The sequence below is a fragment of the Cypionkella sp. PAMC25878 genome (genome assembly GCF_058135695.1).
This window is the reverse complement of record NZ_CM176871.1, coordinates 338,956-359,274: the sequence shown is the minus strand read 5'-3', so window position 1 is coordinate 359,274 and position 20,319 is coordinate 338,956. Positions and strand designations below refer to the sequence as shown.

General features: G+C 60.7%; 9 protein-coding genes and 4 pseudogenes. 7 read left to right on the top strand and 6 right to left on the bottom strand.

Translation table 11 applies throughout. The annotated features are described in order from the left end of the window. Window positions 1–12: 12 nt before the first annotated feature. On the top strand, window positions 13–546 hold the full coding sequence (locus ACS5RD_RS01605; RefSeq protein ID WP_489929703.1) for a hypothetical protein: 534 nt from the start codon (window positions 13–15) through the stop codon (window positions 544–546). A gap of 240 nt (window positions 547–786) precedes the next feature. Beyond that, window positions 787–1,544, top strand: a protein-coding gene (locus ACS5RD_RS01600; protein ID WP_489927796.1) for an IS5 family transposase whose coding sequence is annotated in 2 segments (ribosomal slippage) — window positions 787–1,105 and window positions 1,105–1,544 — 759 coding nt in all. Because the reading frame shifts where the segments join, the coding sequence is not laid out codon by codon here. A gap of 3 nt (window positions 1,545–1,547) precedes the next feature. Here the strand turns inward: ACS5RD_RS01600 and ACS5RD_RS01595 are convergent. Further along, on the bottom strand, window positions 1,548–1,814 hold the full coding sequence (locus tag ACS5RD_RS01595) for an ATP-binding protein (protein WP_489931436.1): 267 nt from the start codon (window positions 1,812–1,814) through the stop codon (window positions 1,548–1,550). Between the two features lie 143 nt (window positions 1,815–1,957). Between ACS5RD_RS01595 and ACS5RD_RS01590 the strand changes: the two are divergent. Next, window positions 1,958–2,281 (top strand): annotated as a pseudogene (locus ACS5RD_RS01590) (DNA methylase); the annotation flags it as partial. Window positions 2,282–2,709: 428 nt separating this feature from the next. Next, on the top strand, window positions 2,710–12,168 hold the full coding sequence (locus ACS5RD_RS01585) for a Hint domain-containing protein (RefSeq protein ID WP_489929702.1): 9,459 nt from the start codon (window positions 2,710–2,712) through the stop codon (window positions 12,166–12,168). A gap of 342 nt (window positions 12,169–12,510) precedes the next feature. Here ACS5RD_RS01585 and ACS5RD_RS01580 read toward each other — a convergent pair. Together ACS5RD_RS01580 and ACS5RD_RS01575 are read right to left on the bottom strand one after the other, a co-directional pair. Further along, a pseudogene (locus ACS5RD_RS01580) lies at window positions 12,511–12,648 on the bottom strand (IS3-like element IS981 family transposase); the annotation flags it as partial. Between the two features lie 96 nt (window positions 12,649–12,744). Continuing rightward, window positions 12,745–13,878 carry an MFS transporter gene (locus tag ACS5RD_RS01575; protein ID WP_489929701.1) on the bottom strand — a complete coding sequence of 378 codons (1,134 nt, stop codon included), beginning with the start codon at window positions 13,876–13,878 and terminating at the stop codon, window positions 12,745–12,747. Here ACS5RD_RS01575 and ACS5RD_RS01570 point away from each other — a divergent pair. Then, window positions 13,810–14,567 (top strand): IS5 family transposase gene (locus tag ACS5RD_RS01570; protein ID WP_489927796.1). Its coding sequence is split into 2 segments (ribosomal slippage): window positions 13,810–14,128 and window positions 14,128–14,567, totalling 759 coding nucleotides; the frame shifts between segments, so codons are not numbered across the junction. The two genes, ACS5RD_RS01575 and ACS5RD_RS01570, sit on opposite strands and share 69 nt — an antisense overlap. 30 nt (window positions 14,568–14,597) lie before the next feature. Next, window positions 14,598–15,167 (top strand): annotated as a pseudogene (tnpC, locus tag ACS5RD_RS01565) (IS66 family transposase); the annotation flags it as partial. Here tnpC and ACS5RD_RS01560 read toward each other — a convergent pair. Beyond that, window positions 15,157–15,414, bottom strand: a pseudogene (locus ACS5RD_RS01560) (IS110 family transposase); the annotation flags it as partial. The pseudogenes tnpC and ACS5RD_RS01560 sit on opposite strands and share 11 nt — an antisense overlap. Window positions 15,415–15,608: 194 nt before the next feature. Here ACS5RD_RS01560 and ACS5RD_RS01555 point away from each other — a divergent pair. After that, the gene (locus ACS5RD_RS01555; RefSeq protein WP_489929700.1) at window positions 15,609–17,156 is read left to right on the top strand and encodes an ISL3 family transposase; all 1,548 of its coding nucleotides are present in this window, start codon (window positions 15,609–15,611) and stop codon (window positions 17,154–17,156) included. A 394-nt stretch (window positions 17,157–17,550) separates the two neighbouring features. On the opposite strand, the gene ACS5RD_RS01550 is transcribed toward ACS5RD_RS01555, so the two are convergent. Further along, window positions 17,551–18,063 carry a universal stress protein gene (locus ACS5RD_RS01550; RefSeq protein ID WP_489929699.1) on the bottom strand — a complete coding sequence of 171 codons (513 nt, stop codon included), beginning with the start codon at window positions 18,061–18,063 and terminating at the stop codon, window positions 17,551–17,553. 486 nt (window positions 18,064–18,549) lie between these two features. Next, on the bottom strand, window positions 18,550–20,001 hold the full coding sequence (locus ACS5RD_RS01545; protein ID WP_489929698.1) for an FAD-binding oxidoreductase: 1,452 nt from the start codon (window positions 19,999–20,001) through the stop codon (window positions 18,550–18,552). Between the last annotated feature and the right edge of the window lie 318 nt (window positions 20,002–20,319).

Genomic DNA, 20,319 nt, shown 5'->3' with positions numbered 1-20,319 from the left:
AATGGGGCTGCAATGAACGGCATGAGCGAGCGCGAATATTCCGGCCAGTCACGGGGCGCGATCCAGAATGCCAAACGCGGTGGCAGGCTGGTCTTTTATGCCGACGGTTCGATAAACGCCGCCGCGTCAGACGTGCGCCGGGCAGACATGACCGACCCCGATCAGCAGCGCCGCTCTCTTGGAGGCGATGCAGTCCTGCCAACCAACGGCGGCGGCGGAACCGACAGCTATCTCAAAGCCCGCACGGCGCTGACGGTCTACCATGCGCAGGAACGCCAGTTGGCGATCCAGAAGAAGAAGGGCACATTGGTCGACCGCGCACGCGCCGAAGCGATGGTGTTCCGCTTGGCGCGGCAAGAACGCGATGTCTGGGTGACTTGGCCTGCCCGGGTGGCTGCGCTGATGGCCGCGCAAGTGGCGGCGGAGGTGGAAAAGCAATCGGGCAAACCGATCGTGATCGAGGTATCTACAATGCAGCGGGTGCTGGATGCCCATGTGCGCTCGCAGCTTGAGGCTCTTGCCGACCTTCGGGTTTCGCTTGGATGAAGGCGCTTTTGCGAACGGCCCTGACATGAGCGCTAACTGCGCCGAGGGAAAGATGGCCATCTGCCATCCAAGCCGTGCCATGCCCTTTCCACATGGGAACGGCCCGGGTTCCTGGCCATCGTGGGGTATTCAGGCCGCACCGATCGGCAAGCGAACGATTGCGATTAGCCCGCCGCTAGGGTCAGGACCTATTGATTTTGCAACGCAGCCGTGATTCAGGCTCCGCAAGGAGACTGAGCAATGAGCAACCTTTACTGGCTGACGGACGAGCAGATGGCTCGACTTAAACCCTTCTTTCCCAAGAGCCACGGGGTGCCGCGTGTCGATGATCGTCGGGTCTTGAGCGGCATTATCTTCATCAATCGCAATGGCTTGCGTTGGTCTGACGCGCCGAAGGAATACGGCCCGGCGAAGACGCTTTACAACCGTTGGAAGCGATGGGGCGACATGGGCGTCTTTGCCCGGATGATGGAAGGGTTGGCCTCCGAGGCGGCGGTCCCGAAGACGGTGATGATCGACGCGACCTATCTCAAGGCGCACCGCACGGCTTCAAGCCTTGGGGTGAAAAAGGGGGGCGCGGTCGTCTGATTGGCCGGACCAAAGGTGGCATGAATACCAAACTGCATGCCGTCACTGACGAAAACGGCCGACCGATCCGCTTCTTCATGACCGCAGGTCAGGTCAGCGATTACACCGGCGCTGCGGCCTTACTGGGCAGCTTACCCAAAGCGACGTGGCTGCTGGCTGACCGGGGTTATGACGCCGACTGGTTCCGAGACGCCCTGAAAAACAAGGGGATCACGCCTTGCATCCCCGGCCGGAAGTCACGCGCGAAGCCTGTCAAATACGATAAACGCCGATACAAACGCCGCAATCGGATTGAGATCATGTTTGGCCGTCTCAAAGACTGGCGGCGGGTGGCAACACGTTACGACAGATGCCCAAAAGTCTTCCTCTCCGCCGTCGCTCTCGCCGCAACCGTCTTGTTCTGGCTTTGACGATCAATGAGTCTGGACCCTAATCCGGTTGTGCAATTGGATGTTGCCGCCATGCGCCTGAATGATGGTCCTGGCTATGGCTAAACCCAAACCAACACCCCCGGTATCGCGGACGCGGGAGGCTTCCAGCCGCACGAACGGTTCAAACACTGCCTCCAATTGGTCCTCGGGCAAGCTCGGACCCTTATCCGCCACCGCGATCTTCGCGAACCCCGGTTCTTGCGTCAGGCTGACCTCTGCAGCGCCGCCATAGCGCACCGCATTGTCGATCAGGTTTCACAGCGCACGGTTCAGTGCATTAGGCCGGACAGTGGCAGGAACAGGTGATGAAGGAGCGAGGGTCGCGTGGTCCCCACCCACGTCATTCACAAAATCACCCAACATGGCGGCATGGCTGGGTGCTGGCCGCCGCGGTCAACAAACTGGGCGAATGGGACGAGGCCATGTTGCGCGACGAAATCGCGAGGCTACTGGCCGAGGATTTCGACTTGTCGCTGCTGGGCGTCACCGACGAGGATCTGGACGCCCTGCTCTACGGGGTCCGGATAATGTGGAAGGTGGCGCGGTCGAAGCCGAGGACGACATTCCCGAACCACCGGTCACGCCGGTGTCGGTGGCGGGCGACCGTTTGGCAGTTGGGGATGCATCGGCTGATCTGCGGCGACAGCACGTCCGCCGACGTCGCCGGTCGGCTGCTGGGTAATGTGAAGCCACTGCTGGTGATGGTGACGGACCCGCTCGAGATGAACGCGCGCGCACGCTGGCTGGTCCGCAGCAATGGCTATGCCACCAATGCGATTAAGTCTTGGGCAGCCAAAACGGTCGGCGATGGCATCAGCTCCAATTCCAGCATTGCCCAAGCCTTACGCAAGGATGCGGGGCAGCGGCTTTGGTTAGCTTTTGAGGAGCTTTTTGCTTGTCGCTGCATGCCGTGGGGTGAGATTTTCCGAGGAGAAAACACGCTCAAGCTCCCAAACGGCCGCTTTTTCATTCAAAGGCGGTAATTTTTTTGCGAAACCGAAACCACCGCACGTGGCAGCACGTTTTATCCAAGTGCCTCACTTTCGACATAATTGTTTCCGACCTTACATAAAAAAAGCCCCCGTCCAGACAAAATCTTCTTGTTTTGATGAGATGGTAGCGCAGGTACGGGCAAAAAAGTACAATGGCAAATTATAATGGCTCATCAGGCAACGACACTTTTTCAGGTGGCGGCGGAGCCGACAGCATTAGCGGCAATGCTGGTGACGACACTCTTTACGGCGGTGGCGGCAGCGACACGCTTTATGGCGGTGACGGCAATGACTCGCTGTTTGGAGGTGCCGGCGGTGACACACTATCCGGTGACGCAGGCAACGATACGTTGGATGGCGGCACAGGCAATGATAACCTGGCAGGCGGCGCAGGCGATGACAGAATAGAACTCACGAGCACTTTCGGCAATGACACGATTACCGGTGGAGAGACGAGTGAAACCTCGGGTGACACGATCACCGCCAGCAGTCTGACCAGCGGTATTACGGTCAGTTATACCGGAAGCGAGGCCGGTACGATCACCGATGGGACGAGCACGGCTAGCTTCGCCCAAGTCGAGAACATCACCACAACAGCGCAAGCTGACTCGATCAATGCCGCAGCCAATTCCACTAATTCGACCATCGACGCTGGCGGCGGCAGCGACACTGTTATTGCAGGCAGCGGCAATGACAACATTACCGCGGGCTCCGCGACGGCAAGTACCAGTACTGCGCAACTGAACTGGTCAAACTTGGGAAACGGCACCAATATTTCCAGCGGTTTCACGCTTGATAACGGCGGCGTGCGGATGACTGGCAGCGTGCGCAACGATGGAATTTCGACAGCCAGCCAAGTAGATACAGGCACCACGACATATGTGGCTGCAGGCGAAACCTATAACGCAAATTCATCGCTTTTCCTGCAAGGAACTGGATCGGGTGCCACCTCGACCACAACGCTGAATTTTGCCAGCGTGCCCGGGTCAAATGTTTCGGGGTCGATCACCAACGTCAGCTTTCGAATCGACGACATCGATAGGGACACGTGGCAAGACATCGTCTCGATCCGCGCCTACGACGCAGATGGCAATCCGGTTGCAGTCAATATTACGCCAGGCGGCACCGATACAGTGTCGGGCAACACAGTCACGGCGGGCACAGGTTCAGAGAACCCTAATGATGCAGCTGGCTCAGCGCTGATCACCATCCCCGGCCCGCTGTCTCAGATTCAGATTAGCTATGGCAACGTCGGTACAGGCAACCAATATATTTTTGTTTCAGACATCAAGTACACGACAACCTTTCTCGACAACGACTCTGTCCGTGGTGGGGCGGGCGAGGATACTGTCAGTGGCGGCGCCGGAAATGACACTCTGTTGGGCGAAGCAGGCAATGACCTACTTCTGGGCGGCGACGGCAACGACTTACTTGATGGCGGCGCCGACAATGACATGCTTTCAGGGGATGCCGGTACTGATCTGCTGTATGGTGGCGACGGCAATGACAGCCTGATGGGCGGTACAGAAAACGACTTTTTGTCGGGTGACAACGGCAATGACTATCTGTCAGGCGATGCTGGCGCAGATTCCCTGTCTGGTGGCCTAGGCAACGACTCGCTCTACGGCGGGACCGAGAACGACATCCTATCCGGTGATGCCGGGAATGACCTTCTGTATGGAGGCGACGGCAATGACTCGGTTTCAGGCGGAACCGAAAATGACACTCTATTTGGCGACAGTGGTAATGATTCGCTGAGCGGCGATGTCGGCACTGACAATCTTTTTGGCGGCGCAGGAAACGATTCCCTTTACGGAGGCACCGAGAACGACACACTGTCAGGCGACGCGGGCAATGATGTTCTTTATGGTGGCGACGGCAACGACGCATTATCCGGGGGCACCGAAAATGACACGCTCTATGGAGACGTTGGTGATGACAGCCTGATCGGCGACGCTGGCAATGACGTGCTTGACGGCGGCGTGGGCAATGACACGCTGATCGGTGGCGCGGGCAATGACACGTTGATCGGCGGCACCGGCACCGATACGGCGGATTACTCTGCTTCGGCCTCTGGCGTGACGGTTAATCTGGCCACCGGTCTTGGCTCTGGCGGCGATGCGGCTGGCGACAGCCTCACCAGCATCGAGAACCTCACCGGCTCGGCCTTCAATGACAGCCTGACCGGCGATGCTGGTGCAAACGTCCTTGATGGCGGCGCGGGCAATGACACGCTGATTGGTGGCGCGGGAGCGGATAGCCTCATTGGCGGCACCGGCACCGACACGGCGGATTACTCTGCTTCGGCCTCTGGCGTAACAGTTAATCTGGCCACCGGTCTTGGCTCTGGCGGTGATGCGGCTGGCGACAGCCTCACCAGCATCGAGAACCTCACCGGCTCGGCGTTCAATGACAGCCTGACCGGCGATGCCGGAGCCAACGTGCTTGACGGCGGCGTGGGCAATGACACGCTGATCGGTGGCGCGGGCAATGACACGTTGATCGGCGGCACCGGCACCGATACGGCGGATTACTCTGCTTCGGCCTCTGGCGTGACGGTTAATCTGGCCACCGGTCTTGGCTCTGGCGGTGATGCGGCTGGCGACAGCCTCACCAGCATCGAGAACCTCACCGGCTCGGCGTTCAATGACAGCCTGACCGGCGATGCCGGAGCCAACGTGCTTGACGGCGGCGTGGGCAATGACACGCTGATCGGTGGCGCGGGCAATGACACGTTGATCGGCGGCACCGGCACCGATACGGCGGATTACTCTGCTTCGGCCTCTGGCGTGACGGTTAATCTGGCCACCGGTCTTGGCTCTGGCGGCGATGCGGCTGGCGACAGCCTCACCAGCATCGAGAACCTCACCGGCTCGGCGTTCAATGACAGCCTGACCGGCGATGCTGGTGCAAACGTCCTTGATGGCGGCGCGGGCAATGACACGCTGATTGGTGGCGCGGGAGCGGATAGCCTCATTGGCGGCACCGGCACCGACACGGCGGATTACTCTGCTTCGGCCTCTGGCGTGACGGTTAATCTGGCCACCGGTCTTGGCTCTGGCGGTGATGCGGCTGGCGACAGCCTCACCAGCATCGAGAACCTCACCGGCTCGGCGTTCAATGATCTGCTCACAGGCGATAGCAGTGCAAACGTGCTGACCGGAGCCGCGGGAGCTGACTTGCTGTACGGTGGTGCAGGTAATGACAGCCTTTACGGCGGGTCAGAGAATGACACACTGGCGGGTGGCGCTGGGTCCGACCTTCTGGACGGCGGCACCGGCACCGATACGGCGGATTACACGGCCTCCTCTGCGGGGGTCACTGTCAACCTGGCCACCGGTCTTGGCTCTGGCGGCGATGCGGCTGGCGACAGCCTCACCAGCATCGAGAACCTCACCGGCTCGGCGTTCAATGACAGCCTGACCGGCGATGCCGGAGCCAACGTGCTTGACGGCGGCGTGGGCAATGACACGCTGATCGGTGGCGCGGGCAATGACACGTTGATCGGCGGCACCGGCACCGATACGGCGGATTACACGGCCTCCTCTGCGGGGGTCACTGTCAACCTGGCCACCGGTCTTGGCTCTGGCGGTGATGCGGCTGGCGACAGCCTCACCAGCATCGAGAACCTCACCGGCTCGGCGTTCAATGACAGCCTGACCGGCGATGCCGGAGCCAACGTGCTTGACGGCGGCGTGGGCAATGACACGCTGATCGGTGGCGCGGGCAATGACACGTTGATCGGCGGCACCGGCACCGATACGGCGGATTACTCTGCTTCGGCCTCTGGCGTGACGGTTAATCTGGCCACCGGTCTTGGCTCTGGCGGTGATGCGGCTGGCGACAGCCTCACCAGCATCGAGAACCTCACCGGCTCGGCGTTCAATGACAGCCTGACCGGCGATGCTGGTGCAAACGTCCTTGATGGCGGCGCGGGCAATGACACGCTGATTGGTGGCGCGGGAGCGGATAGCCTCATTGGCGGCACCGGCACCGACACGGCGGATTACTCTGCTTCGGCCTCTGGCGTGACGGTTAATCTTGCCACCGGTCTTGGCTCTGGCGGTGATGCGGCTGGCGACAGCCTCACCAGCATCGAGAACCTCACCGGCTCGGCGTTCAATGACAGCCTGACCGGCGATGCCGGAGCCAACGTGCTTGACGGCGGCGTGGGCAATGACACGCTGATCGGTGGCGCGGGCAATGACACGTTGATCGGCGGCACCGGCACCGATACGGCGGATTACTCTGCTTCGGCCTCTGGCGTGACGGTTAATCTGGCCACCGGTCTTGGCTCTGGCGGTGATGCGGCTGGCGACAGCCTCACCAGCATCGAGAACCTCACCGGCTCGGCGTTCAATGATCTGCTCACAGGCGATAGCAGTGCAAACGTGCTGACCGGAGCCGCGGGAGCTGACTTGCTGTACGGTGGTGCAGGTAATGACAGCCTTTACGGCGGGTCAGAGAATGACACACTGGCGGGTGGCGCTGGGTCCGACCTTCTGGACGGCGGCACCGGCACCGATTCGGCGGATTACTCTGCTTCGGCCTCTGGCGTGACGGTCAACCTGGCCACCGGTCTTGGCTCTGGCGGTGATGCGGCTGGCGACAGCCTCACCAGCATCGAGAACCTCACCGGCTCGGCCTTCAATGACAGCCTGACCGGCGATGCCGGAGCCAACGTGCTTGACGGCGGCGTGGGCAATGACACGCTGATCGGTGGCGCGGGCAATGACACGTTGATCGGCGGCACCGGCACCGATACGGCGGATTACACGGCCTCCTCTGCGGGGGTCACTGTCAACCTGGCCACCGGTCTTGGCTCTGGCGGCGATGCGGCTGGCGACAGCCTCACCAGCATCGAGAACCTCACCGGCTCGGCGTTCAATGATCTGCTCACAGGCGATAGCAGTGCAAACGTGCTTGACGGCGGCGTGGGAAATGACACGCTGATCGGTGGCGCGGGCAATGACACGTTGATCGGCGGCACCGGCACCGATACGGCGGATTACTCTGCTTCGGCCTCTGGCGTGACGGTTAATCTGGCCACCGGTCTTGGCTCTGGTGGCGATGCGGCTGGCGACAGCCTCACCAGCATCGAGAACCTCACCGGCTCGGCGTTCAATGACAGCCTGACCGGCGATGCCGGAGCCAACGTGCTTGACGGCGGCGTGGGAAATGACACGCTGATCGGTGGCGCGGGCAATGACACGTTGATCGGCGGCACCGGCACCGATACGGCGGATTACTCTGCTTCGGCCTCTGGCGTGACGGTTAATCTGGCCACCGGTCTTGGCTCTGGCGGTGATGCGGCTGGCGACAGCCTCACCAGCATCGAGAACCTCACCGGCTCGGCGTTCAATGACAGCCTGACCGGCGATGCTGGTGCAAACGTCCTTGATGGCGGCGCGGGCAATGACACGCTGATTGGTGGCGCGGGAGCGGATAGCCTCATTGGCGGCACCGGCACCGACACGGCGGATTACTCTGCTTCGGCCTCTGGCGTAACAGTTAATCTTGCCACCGGTCTTGGCTCTGGCGGTGATGCGGCTGGCGACAGCCTCACCAGCATCGAGAACCTCACCGGCTCGGCGTTCAATGATCTGCTCACAGGCGATAGCAGTGCAAACGTGCTGACCGGAGCCGCGGGAGCTGACTTGCTGTACGGTGGTGCAGGTAATGACAGCCTTTACGGCGGGTCAGAGAATGACACACTGGCGGGTGGCGCTGGGTCCGACCTTCTGGACGGCGGCACCGGCACCGATTCGGCGGATTACTCTGCTTCGGCCTCTGGCGTGACGGTCAACCTGGCCACCGGTCTTGGCTCTGGCGGTGATGCGGCTGGCGACAGCCTCACCAGCATCGAGAACCTCACCGGCTCGGCGTTCAATGACAGCCTGACCGGCGATGCCGGAGCCAACGTGCTTGACGGCGGCGTGGGCAATGACACGCTGATCGGTGGCGCGGGCAATGACACGTTGATCGGCGGCACCGGCACCGATACGGCGGATTACACGGCCTCCTCTGCGGGGGTCACTGTCAACCTGGCCACCGGTCTTGGCTCTGGCGGTGATGCGGCTGGCGACAGCCTCACCAGCATCGAGAACCTCACCGGCTCGGCGTTCAATGATCTGCTCACAGGCGATAGCAGTGCAAACGTGCTGACCGGAGCCGCGGGAGCTGACTTGCTGTACGGTGGTGCAGGTAATGACAGCCTTTACGGCGGGTCAGAGAATGACACACTGGCGGGTGGCGCTGGGTCCGACCTTCTGGACGGCGGCACCGGCACCGATTCGGCGGATTACTCTGCTTCGGCCTCTGGCGTGACGGTTAATCTGGCCACCGGTCTTGGCTCTGGCGGCGATGCGGCTGGCGACAGCCTCACCAGCATCGAGAACCTCACCGGCTCGGCCTTCAATGACAGCCTGACCGGCGATGCCGGAGCCAACGTGCTTGACGGCGGCGTGGGCAATGACACGCTGATCGGTGGCGCGGGCAATGACACGTTGATCGGCGGCACCGGCACCGATACGGCGGATTACACGGCCTCCTCTGCGGGGGTCACTGTCAACCTGGCCACCGGTCTTGGCTCTGGCGGCGATGCGGCTGGCGACAGCCTCACCAGCATCGAGAACCTCACCGGCTCGGCGTTCAATGATCTGCTCACAGGCGATAGCAGTGCAAACGTGCTTGACGGCGGCGTGGGAAATGACACGCTGATCGGTGGCGCGGGCAATGACACGTTGATCGGCGGCACCGGCACCGATACGGCGGATTACTCTGCTTCGGCCTCTGGCGTGACGGTTAATCTGGCCACCGGTCTTGGCTCTGGCGGTGATGCGGCTGGCGACAGCCTCACCAGCATCGAGAACCTCACCGGCTCGGCGTTCAATGACAGCCTGACCGGCGATGCCGGAGCCAACGTGCTTGACGGCGGCGTGGGCAATGACACGCTGATCGGTGGCGCGGGCAATGACACGTTGATCGGCGGCACCGGCACCGATACGGCGGATTACACGGCCTCCTCTGCGGGGGTCACTGTCAACCTGGCCACCGGTCTTGGCTCTGGCGGCGATGCGGCTGGCGACAGCCTCACCAGCATCGAGAACCTCACCGGCTCGGCGTTCAATGACAGCCTGACCGGCGATGCTGGTGCAAACGTCCTTGATGGCGGCGCGGGCAATGACACGCTGATTGGTGGCGCGGGAGCGGATAGCCTCATTGGCGGCACCGGCACCGACACGGCGGATTACTCTGCTTCGGCCTCTGGCGTGACGGTTAATCTGGCCACCGGTCTTGGCTCTGGCGGTGATGCGGCTGGCGACAGCCTCACCAGCATCGAGAACCTCACCGGCTCGGCGTTCAATGATCTGCTCACAGGCGATAGCAGTGCAAACGTGCTGACCGGAGCCGCGGGAGCTGACTTGCTGTACGGTGGTGCAGGTAATGACAGCCTTTACGGCGGGTCAGAGAATGACACACTGGCGGGTGGCGCTGGGTCCGACCTTCTGGACGGCGGCACCGGCACCGATACGGCGGATTACACGGCCTCCTCTGCGGGGGTCACTGTCAACCTGGCCACCGGTCTTGGCTCTGGCGGCGATGCGGCTGGCGACAGCCTCACCAGCATCGAGAACCTCACCGGCTCGGCGTTCAATGACAGCCTGACCGGCGATGCCGGAGCCAACGTGCTTGACGGCGGCGTGGGCAATGACACGCTGATCGGTGGCGCGGGCAATGACACGTTGATCGGCGGCACCGGCACCGATACGGCGGATTACACGGCCTCCTCTGCGGGGGTCACTGTCAACCTGGCCACCGGTCTTGGCTCTGGCGGTGATGCGGCTGGCGACAGCCTCACCAGCATCGAGAACCTCACCGGCTCGGCGTTCAATGACAGCCTGACCGGCGATGCCGGAGCCAACGTGCTTGACGGCGGCGTGGGCAATGACACGCTGATCGGTGGCGCGGGCAATGACACGTTGATCGGCGGCACCGGCACCGATACGGCGGATTACTCTGCTTCGGCCTCTGGCGTGACGGTTAATCTGGCCACCGGTCTTGGCTCTGGCGGCGATGCGGCTGGCGACAGCCTCACCAGCATCGAGAACCTCACCGGCTCGGCCTTCAATGACAGCCTGACCGGCGATGCTGGTGCAAACGTCCTTGATGGCGGCGCGGGCAATGACACGCTGATTGGTGGCGCGGGAGCGGATAGCCTCATTGGCGGCACCGGCACCGACACGGCGGATTACTCTGCTTCGGCCTCTGGCGTAACAGTTAATCTGGCCACCGGTCTTGGCTCTGGCGGTGATGCGGCTGGCGACAGCCTCACCAGCATCGAGAACCTCACCGGCTCGGCGTTCAATGACAGCCTGACCGGCGATGCCGGAGCCAACGTGCTTGACGGCGGCGTGGGCAATGACACGCTGATCGGTGGCGCGGGCAATGACACGTTGATCGGCGGCACCGGCACCGATACGGCGGATTACACGGCCTCCTCTGCGGGGGTCACTGTCAACCTGGCCACCGGTCTTGGCTCTGGCGGCGATGCGGCTGGCGACAGCCTCACCAGCATCGAGAACCTCACCGGCTCGGCGTTCAATGACAGCCTGACCGGCGATGCCGGAGCCAACGTGCTTGACGGCGGCGTGGGCAATGACACGCTGATCGGTGGCGCGGGCAATGACACGTTGATCGGCGGCACCGGAAATGACCAACTAGATGGTGGCCTCGGGGATGACACCATCTTCGGTGGCAACGGCGATGATTACTTTGCTCCCCAGGAGGGGCATGATGCGCTGTACGGCGGCGACGGCAACGATAGCTTCTTTGGTGGTATCGGAGACACCATAGACGGTGGTGAAGGAATTACCGATAACGATGTGGTTGACCTGAGTGCATGGGGATGGTCGCGAACAAATATCATCTATGACCCGTTCAACCATGAGAATGGGACCGTCCAGTTCCTTGATGCAGCTGGGCACGTGATCGGGACGATGAGCTTTACGAACGTTGAGAAGGTTTTACCCTGCTTCACCCCGGGAACGATGATCCTTACTGAGCGCGGAGAGGTTGCTGTCGAGGATCTACTGCCTTGTGATTTGGTAAACACGCTGGACAATGGACTTCAGCCCGTACGCTGGATCGGCAAGCGCGACCTTAATCTCGCGGACCTTATCGTGCAGCCATCGCTCCAGCCGATCCGCATTGCCGCTGGGGCTCTTAGCCACGGCTTGCCCGACAGAGATATGTTGGTCTCGCCCCAACACCGTATGCTCATGGCTGAGCCCCGCGCAGAAATGTTATTTGGCGAGGCGGAAGTGCTTGTCGCGGCAATCCATTTAACTGCATTGCCTGGCATCGAACAGTTGCAAACCAGTCAAATTACCTATGTTCACTTGCTGTTCGACCGCCATGAGATCATCCGTGCCAATGGGGCATGGACTGAAAGCTTCCAGCCGGCGGATCGCACCTTGTCTAATATGGGCAGCGATCAACGAGCTGAGATCGAAGCATTGTTTCCCGAACTAGCGACGACAGCCTTCAGTATGCAAGCCGCACGCTTGTCGCTCAAGAGTTATGAAGTACGCGTGCTCCTAGCGGCTTAATGATGATCAAGTTCGGTATGCGCCCTTAGCCTACCAACCTTGCTTTAGGCCATTTCGCTCAGCGCGCGAAGCTTGCAACGTCAACCCTTCATCGCGCCACTGGTGCTGACAGCGAATACGGAAGAAATTTAAGTTGCTCACTCGGTTTCCAGAGACCACCGACGTTATATTGCCCGCCAGTATATTTTGCGTAATTCAAGGCAAATTGCCTTGAATTACCGGTGTGACAGAAAAACTAGTGACTTGATCAGTGCGCCCCAACCTCCATCTGTTGATTTCCACCCGGAAGTGACCCGGGTATGGAGTGACCCCCTCGGGCTGGACCACAGGGTGCCATCCGAACTAAGCCGCCTTTCGGGCGAATAGGGTTTCGAATTCCTCGGGGGTTCGGTAGCCGAGGGCGGAGTGCAGTCTTTTCGAATTGTAAACCTGCTCGATGAAGATGGGCAAGCGGGCCGCCACGTCGGCGAAGGTCTCGTATCCGGCCTGAGTTCAGCGTTATGGCGGCAAGCCATTTGCGTCAGCGCTGGCAGACACATTTCGTCTAACATTGCGACCGTGAGGCGCTCATTGTGGCTAAGATGAATGATCCATCTCGGTCGCAGTCGCTGCGGCTTTGGGTTTGAAAATAACCAGCAACCCCAAGGCAACCGTGGCGACTGCCGCCCCGGCCAGAAACGTTGCTTCTGCCCCGAACTGGTCCCACAGCAGCCCGGCGATGGCGCTGGCCAGCAGCAAGGCCAGTCCGCTCATCAGATTGAAAAATCCGTAAGCCGTGCCGCGCAGGTCGGCCGGGGCGGTGGTGGCTACCATCGTGGCCAGCAGCCCTTGGGTGATGCCCATGTGCAGCCCCCACAACGTGACGCCCGCCAAAACCACAGCCCAATGCACCCCAGAGGCCAGCACCAGATCGGCAGCGATCAAGACCACCAGCCCAAGGGCAAGCAGCGTAGCGTGGCTCATCCGGTCCGACAATTTGCCAAAGGGATAGGCGGAAGCTGCATAGACCACATTCATTGCCACCATCACCAAGGGCACCAGTGCTACGGCAATACCGCTTCGCTGCGCGCGCAGGATCAAAAAAGCCTCGCTGAACCGCGCCAATGTGAAAACCGCACCGATGATCACGACGCGCCAATATTCGGTGCCCAACCGCTTTAGATTGGCGCGCTTTATCGGGTTCGTGCGCTTGGTCACGTTTTGCGGTGGCGGTTCCTGAACGCCCACGGCCAGCAGCAAAACGGCAAGGGCGCCTGGTATTACGGCGACCCAAAATACTGCCTGAAAATTGTTCTGCCACAGCAGCATCAGCCCCACGGCCAACAGCGGCCCGGCAAAAGCACCCACTGTATCCAGCGATTGACGCAGACCAAACGCCGCACCGCGCAGATGCGGCGGGGCGATATCGGCCACCAGCGCATCACGCGGCGCGCCCCGAATACCTTTACCCACCCGATCCAGCAGCCGTGCCGTCAGCACGATGCCAAGACTGGGGGCCATGGCAAACAGAGGCTTGGTTATCGCACCTAAGCCGTAGCCCAGCAATGTCAGCCCCTTGCGGCGTCCGAACCAGTTGCTAGGGTCAGGACCTATTGATTTTGCAACGCAGCCGTGATTCAGGCTCCGCAAGGAGACTGAGCAATGAGCAACCTTTACTGGCTGACGGACGAGCAGATGGCTCGACTTAAACCCTTCTTTCCCAAGAGCCACGGGGTGCCGCGTGTCGATGATCGTCGGGTCTTGAGCGGCATTATCTTCATCAATCGCAATGGCTTGCGTTGGTCTGACGCGCCGAAGGAATACGGCCCGGCGAAGACGCTTTACAACCGTTGGAAGCGATGGGGCGACATGGGCGTCTTTGCCCGGATGATGGAAGGGTTGGCCTCCGAGGCGGCGGTCCCGAAGACGGTGATGATCGACGCGACCTATCTCAAGGCGCACCGCACGGCTTCAAGCCTTGGGGTGAAAAAGGGGGGCGCGGTCGTCTGATTGGCCGGACCAAAGGTGGCATGAATACCAAACTGCATGCCGTCACTGACGAAAACGGCCGACCGATCCGCTTCTTCATGACCGCAGGTCAGGTCAGCGATTACACCGGCGCTGCGGCCTTACTGGGCAGCTTACCCAAAGCGACGTGGCTGCTGGCTGACCGGGGTTATGACGCCGACTGGTTCCGAGACGCCCTGAAAAACAAGGGGATCACGCCTTGCATCCCCGGCCGGAAGTCACGCGCGAAGCCTGTCAAATACGATAAACGCCGATACAAACGCCGCAATCGGATTGAGATCATGTTTGGCCGTCTCAAAGACTGGCGGCGGGTGGCAACACGTTACGACAGATGCCCAAAAGTCTTCCTCTCCGCCGTCGCTCTCGCCGCAACCGTCTTGTTCTGGCTTTGACGATCAATGAGTCTGGACCCTAGGTTCTCCGGAATCCTGCAAGCAGACGCCTATTCCGGCTTCAAAGCACTTTACACCCCGGATACCTCAGGCAAACCCCGCATCCGCGAGGCGGCCTGCTGGGCCCATCTGCGGCGCGACTTCTTCGACGTCCACACCGCCACCAAATCCGAGATCGCCCGCGAGGCGCTGGACCGGATCGGTGATCTATATGACATCGAGCGTCAGATCAGAGGCCAATCCCGCGATGCCCGGCGGGCTGTCCGTCAAGAAGAAACCCGCCCGAAAGTCTGCGCCTTCAAGGCATGGGCGGAAGCCCAACTTACCCGCATCCCCGGCAAAAGCGACCTTGCCAAAGCTTTCCGCTACGCCCTGAACCGATGGGAAGGCTTCGCCCTCTTCCTCGACGATGGTCGCGTCGCCATCGACAATAACGCCGCCGAACGGGCCATCAAACCGGTCGTGATCGGCCGCCAGAACTTCCTCTTCGCAGGCTCAGACGCCGGGGGCGAAACCCTCGCCAGTGCGATGACCATTATTGAGACCGCCAAGTTCAACGGCCTCGATCCCCAAGCCTACCTCGCCGACATCTTCGCCCGTAGGGCTTGACGTAAGCAGGCGGCATCAGCTTGACCTCATGGCCGATCCGGCCGATCTCGCGCGCCCAGTAATGCGACGACGCGCAGGCTTCCATCCCGACCAGACACGGCGACAAGGTGGCGAAGAACCGCAGCACTTCCGCCCGCCGCAACTTGCGGCGAATGCTAACCCGGCCATCTGCATCAATGCCATGGACCTGAAACACATTCTTCGCGAGATCTAGGCCGATCGTTACAATCTCCGTCATGGTGGTTCCCTCCTATATTGGAGCCCTGATCATACCACGGCGCCCCGATGCGCCACGGTTGGGACAGGGGCCGTCCACCACATCAATTTTGGACGCCGATAACGCCGCCTAGGGGTCAGTTTTGGGCTCTGACTCAATCTTGATGCACCTTTTCTGGCTCGACATGTTGTGATGGCTTCGGGAGGAACAACAAGATGCCGCGGATGCACAAAACTGGTGTGGAGGCCCCGGAAGGGCTGACTGTTGAAGCAATCGAAATGTCTGACGGCCAGATCACGGTGGTGGCGCGATCGTCGTCGCAGTCATCGTCCTGCCCGCGATGCGCGGCGGTATCGGTTTCGGTTCATAGCCGATACGTCAGAACTCTGGCTGATCTGCCCTCGCATGGGTCTGCGGTCAGCTTGCAACTTCGAACGCGGCGGTTCCGATGCAGGTCGATCGGTTGCCCGGTGGAGATTTTTGCCGAGCAATTTGACCCGGCTGTCGCGCAGCGTTTTGGGCGGCGGACAGAGCGTCTAGAAGGCATTGTCCATCACATAGGCCTCGCGCTTGGTGGCAGGCCAGGGCAGCGGACCGCGGCGCGACTGGTCCTTCCGGTCAGCCGAGATACCTTGCTCAGGGTTGTGCGCCGAAGGGCACCACCGACGGATGGCGCACCCCGAGTGATCGGGATCGATGACTGGGCCTGGCGGAAGGGCCACCGCTATGGAACCGTCGTCTGTGACCTCGAAAAACGGCGGATCATCGATGTCCTGCCGGATCGCGAAACGGCGACGGTTCAGGCGTGGCTGGCGGCACGACCCTCCATTGAGATCATCGTGCGGGATCGCGGTGGCGGCTATGGACCTGCTGATCTCCGCGGGCGTCCGGACGCCGTACAGGTCGCAGACCGCTGGCATCTCATGGAAAATTGTAGCTCGGCCTTCCTTGGCGTCGTCCGCAACTCGATGCGAGACATCCGGCGGATTGTGGGCACGGGGCGGCTTGACCCTAAGCTGATGACCGCCGTTGAGCGCAATCAATACGAGGGCTGGCGGCGCAGATCGGCGGAAAATGCCATCATCATGGACATGGTGATGGCCAAGGTGCCGATTAAAGAGATCATGCGCCGGACCGGCCGGTCGCGCAAATGCGTTCGCGCCATCGCCCGTGGCGACCAGTCTGAGATCTTCCGGCCAAGAGCCAGCACCCTTAACGGACACCTCGACTGGTTGTCCTACGAATGGGATGGCGGATGCCGGAGCGGTGCGGAACTCTGGAGGCGATTGCGCGCCCGAGGCTATGCTGGATCCCTGCGCGTCGTGGCGGAATGGGCGACTCGGCGACGCCGAGATGAGGCGGCGGAGTTGCCCCGCAGATGCCCAAGTTCGCGCATGATCGCCAGGCTGCTTATGCTTGGCTCGGAACGCCTGTCGCGCGCCGACCTTATGCTGGTCACACTGATCGAGGCGGAACTGCCAAACCTGCGGCAGGTGCGCGACCTTGTCGAACACTTCCACCACATGATCCGCACGGGATGTTCCGAAGACCTCGACCGCTGGATTGAAGGCGCAACCACATTGCTCGCCGCCTTCACTCGCGGGATCATTGCCGACCGGGCAGCCGTAACCGCCGCCATCACGAGCCCGTGGTCCAATGGCCAGACCGAGGGCCAGATCACCAAGCTGAAGCTGGTCAAACGCCAGATGTACGGCCGCGCCAACCTTGATCTCCTGCGCGCAAGGCTGGTGGGCATGGCATGAAGTGCATCGAAATTGAGTCAGAGCCAGTTTTGCGCGCCGAAGCACACTCCTCGCTCTTGGAGACCGGCAGACTTCAGACCGTAGCTTCCGTCACTGTCCGATTTCGGGGGGAGCTCAGACAAACCTTGCGCTCCTGCGGGCGAGCCCGTTGGGCATGACACGAAGCGCATCGAGGTCGGGTCAGAGCGAGTTTTGAACGCCACGTTAACGTTTGACGTGCCCCCTAAAAGCAGGTGCCTTTTGGGTTTGCAGGCTACGAATTTACCCCCAAAAACGTATCGTCCTCGACCTGATTCTATCCTCCATGACGATGCAAGGCCCACATCTGATCGGCTGATTTTGAGAATGAACGGCGAGAACTCAACGTGGACACTGTCCAGGCCCTCACACTTCGTTACGCGCTCGAAGAGTCTGTCTGAGCTGGCGGTTGGGTCGTCGCATCGCTGATGTGTCCCTTAAACAAAACGTCATCGGACACTTCGAGTCTTGCGACCAGAAGGCTGCATTTCAGCCCATCTATCAGCGACGATGCGACCGACCCGATCAGCCATCGCGAGAATGGTCCTTGCTGGTGATGCCCGACAACAACCAGATCAGCCGCGACTGCATCTGCTGTGGCAACAATCCGTTCCGTCGGCGGACCTGTTTCGAAGCGCGACTCTGGGGTGAATTCCATCCGGGTCAGCCGTTCGACGCCTTCATCAAGAATCTTCTGCACGTCTTCCTTTGGGTCGGAAAGCACAAAAACACCGCTTGCATCGCCCATCGCATAGAAGCCGGTCGAAAGATCGACGACGGCCAAGAGCACCACCCGCGCGCCGCAAATCTGGGCCAATCGAGCACCTTCTCTGAGAGCCAGCCGACCCTCACGGGAACCATCGTAGGCAAGCAAAATTGTCCGGTACATGATGCCTCCGAAATTTATTGAATCCCCAAGACTGGTCAAAGGGTGCGCCCAAAAGGGCTTCATGGCAATCACTTTGAAGTGACCGAAGATACCGAAGAAGTTGGGCTGGTGATAGTTAGGGGTGTTGTCGATGGCTCAAAAGTTTTGACCCACAGTGGCGTTTTGAAGTTATCACGCTGGCGACCGGTTCTGACTGTTTGGGGCTCAGGGGAACCAGCCTAAGTCGGCGTTTCGCAAAGCCCTTTGGCCGGCACGTCCAGATGGCCTGCGCGAGCAGAGTGCGATCATTCTCTTGCAGCGCAATGAGCTGATGAGAAAGATTCCACCGGCTGCCATGGACGGCGCAAGACCGTTTGATGTGGTCCTGGCCGTCCTCGCGCGTCGTGGCTGAACTAGCTGCCACTGACAGCGTAGGAGTTGTGCCTCGGGGTAGGTGCAGGATCCCGTTTGTCAGGCGCAACTCCCGATTTTGGATTTCGTTGCTTTTCAGGGCGCGATGTTCTGGTTGACCCTGAAGAGGTTGTCGGGGTCAAACTGGCGCTTGATCTTCACCAGCCGATCAAAGTTGGAGCCATAATTGGCGCGAACTCGCGTTCCGTCATCGTCATCCATGAAGTTGACATAGCCTCCGACCTCGGAATGGGGCGCGACTGCGGCAGAGTAGTCGCGCACCCACTTTGTGTTGGCCGCGTCATCTGCTGGATCTGACGATGCCGCAAGGATCACCATGGAAAAGTTGGCGTCGCGATGGCCGAACGCGGTCGCATCCGAGGCCACTCGATGGCAGGCCCCGTTGATCGGATAGAGGTGCATGGTCGAGCTTGCATTCGGGGCGTTCGGTCCGTGCTGGACATGGGCTGCAATCGCATCGTCCGTCAATTCCTTGACGAAATTGCCTTTCCAGTACTGCCGGATGCCGGGCGGGAAGAGGCCGTCGAAGGCGCCGTTGATCACCGGATAGGGCACCGGCCCCACCATCTCGGCCTTCACCTCGGCAACATCGTGGAAGGCTTTGAACTGGCGCGCACCATCGGCGGGATCACCAGACCAGCAAGCCACGATGGCGGCAAACATGTCGCCGTGCCGATTTTCGGGGATGAAAGGCAGCGGCGGGGCGATCTGAAAGGCTGGAAACGCGCCCATCTCCCCGGGGGCATCCTTGATATAGTCACGATAGAAACGCAGGATGTTTGCAGCCTCGCTGACCTCGTAGAACATCGGCCCCCAGTACACAGTCTTGACCGGCTGGAGTTTGTATTCCAGCGAGGTACACACACCGAAATTCCCGCCGCCGCCACGAATGGCCCAGAACAGGTCCACATTCTCGTTCGCGCTGGCAACAAGCATCTTGCCATCGGCCGTTACAACATCCGCCGACACCAGATTGTCGAGCGAAAGACCGTGGCCGCGCGTCAAATAGCCTATGCCACCGCCAAGTGTTAACCCGGCAATCCCGGTTGTGGAGATGATCCCCCCCGTCGTGGCAAGGCCAAACGCACTGGTGGCGGCGTTGAAATCGCCCCAAGTTGCGCCGCCCTCGGCTCTGGCCGTTTTACCATTTGGGTCAACCCTCACGCCACGCATCTTTGAAAGATCAATGACGACCCCGTCATCGTTGGTGCCGAACCCCGGGCCGCTGTGTCCGCCGCCCCTGACTGATAGTTTGTGGCCATTGTCCCTTGCGTAGTTGACCGTGGTCATTACGTCTCCGGCGTTCATCACGCGCACAACCACGGCGGGGCGTTTGTCGATCATGCCATTGTGGACAGAACGCGCGCTTTCGTATTCAGCGTCGCCTTCGACAATCACTTCCCCGCGTACCAGATCACGGAGTTCATTTGGTGTCTTAACACTCATTTCTTCCTCCTGAATTGTTTGTAGTTGACCGCTGATCGGGCGGTAATTTTTTGAAATATCGGCTTGGCTGCCTGCGGGCACGGGCGGGGCGCGACCAGGGCTTAACATACCTGAAACGCTCGCGAGTCTGTGTCCCGTCCCGAATTCTAGCACGATTCCGCCAATAGCGGGAATCGTGATGGTGCCGCCAATTCCTGACGTCTGCACCTAGTCCGAGCATCGTTTGACCTCCGATGTCTTCTCACCAAGGTTTACATTTCAAATCCGATCGCTGCTGTTTGTTCGGCCCCCGGCTCGTTAGGGTGGTGTCCTGACCACCCAGCATGGCAAGATCCGCTGACGTGAGGCGGAAATTGCCCGAGGCTCAAACGGCTAGACTTGCCCGGTGCATGAGCTTCA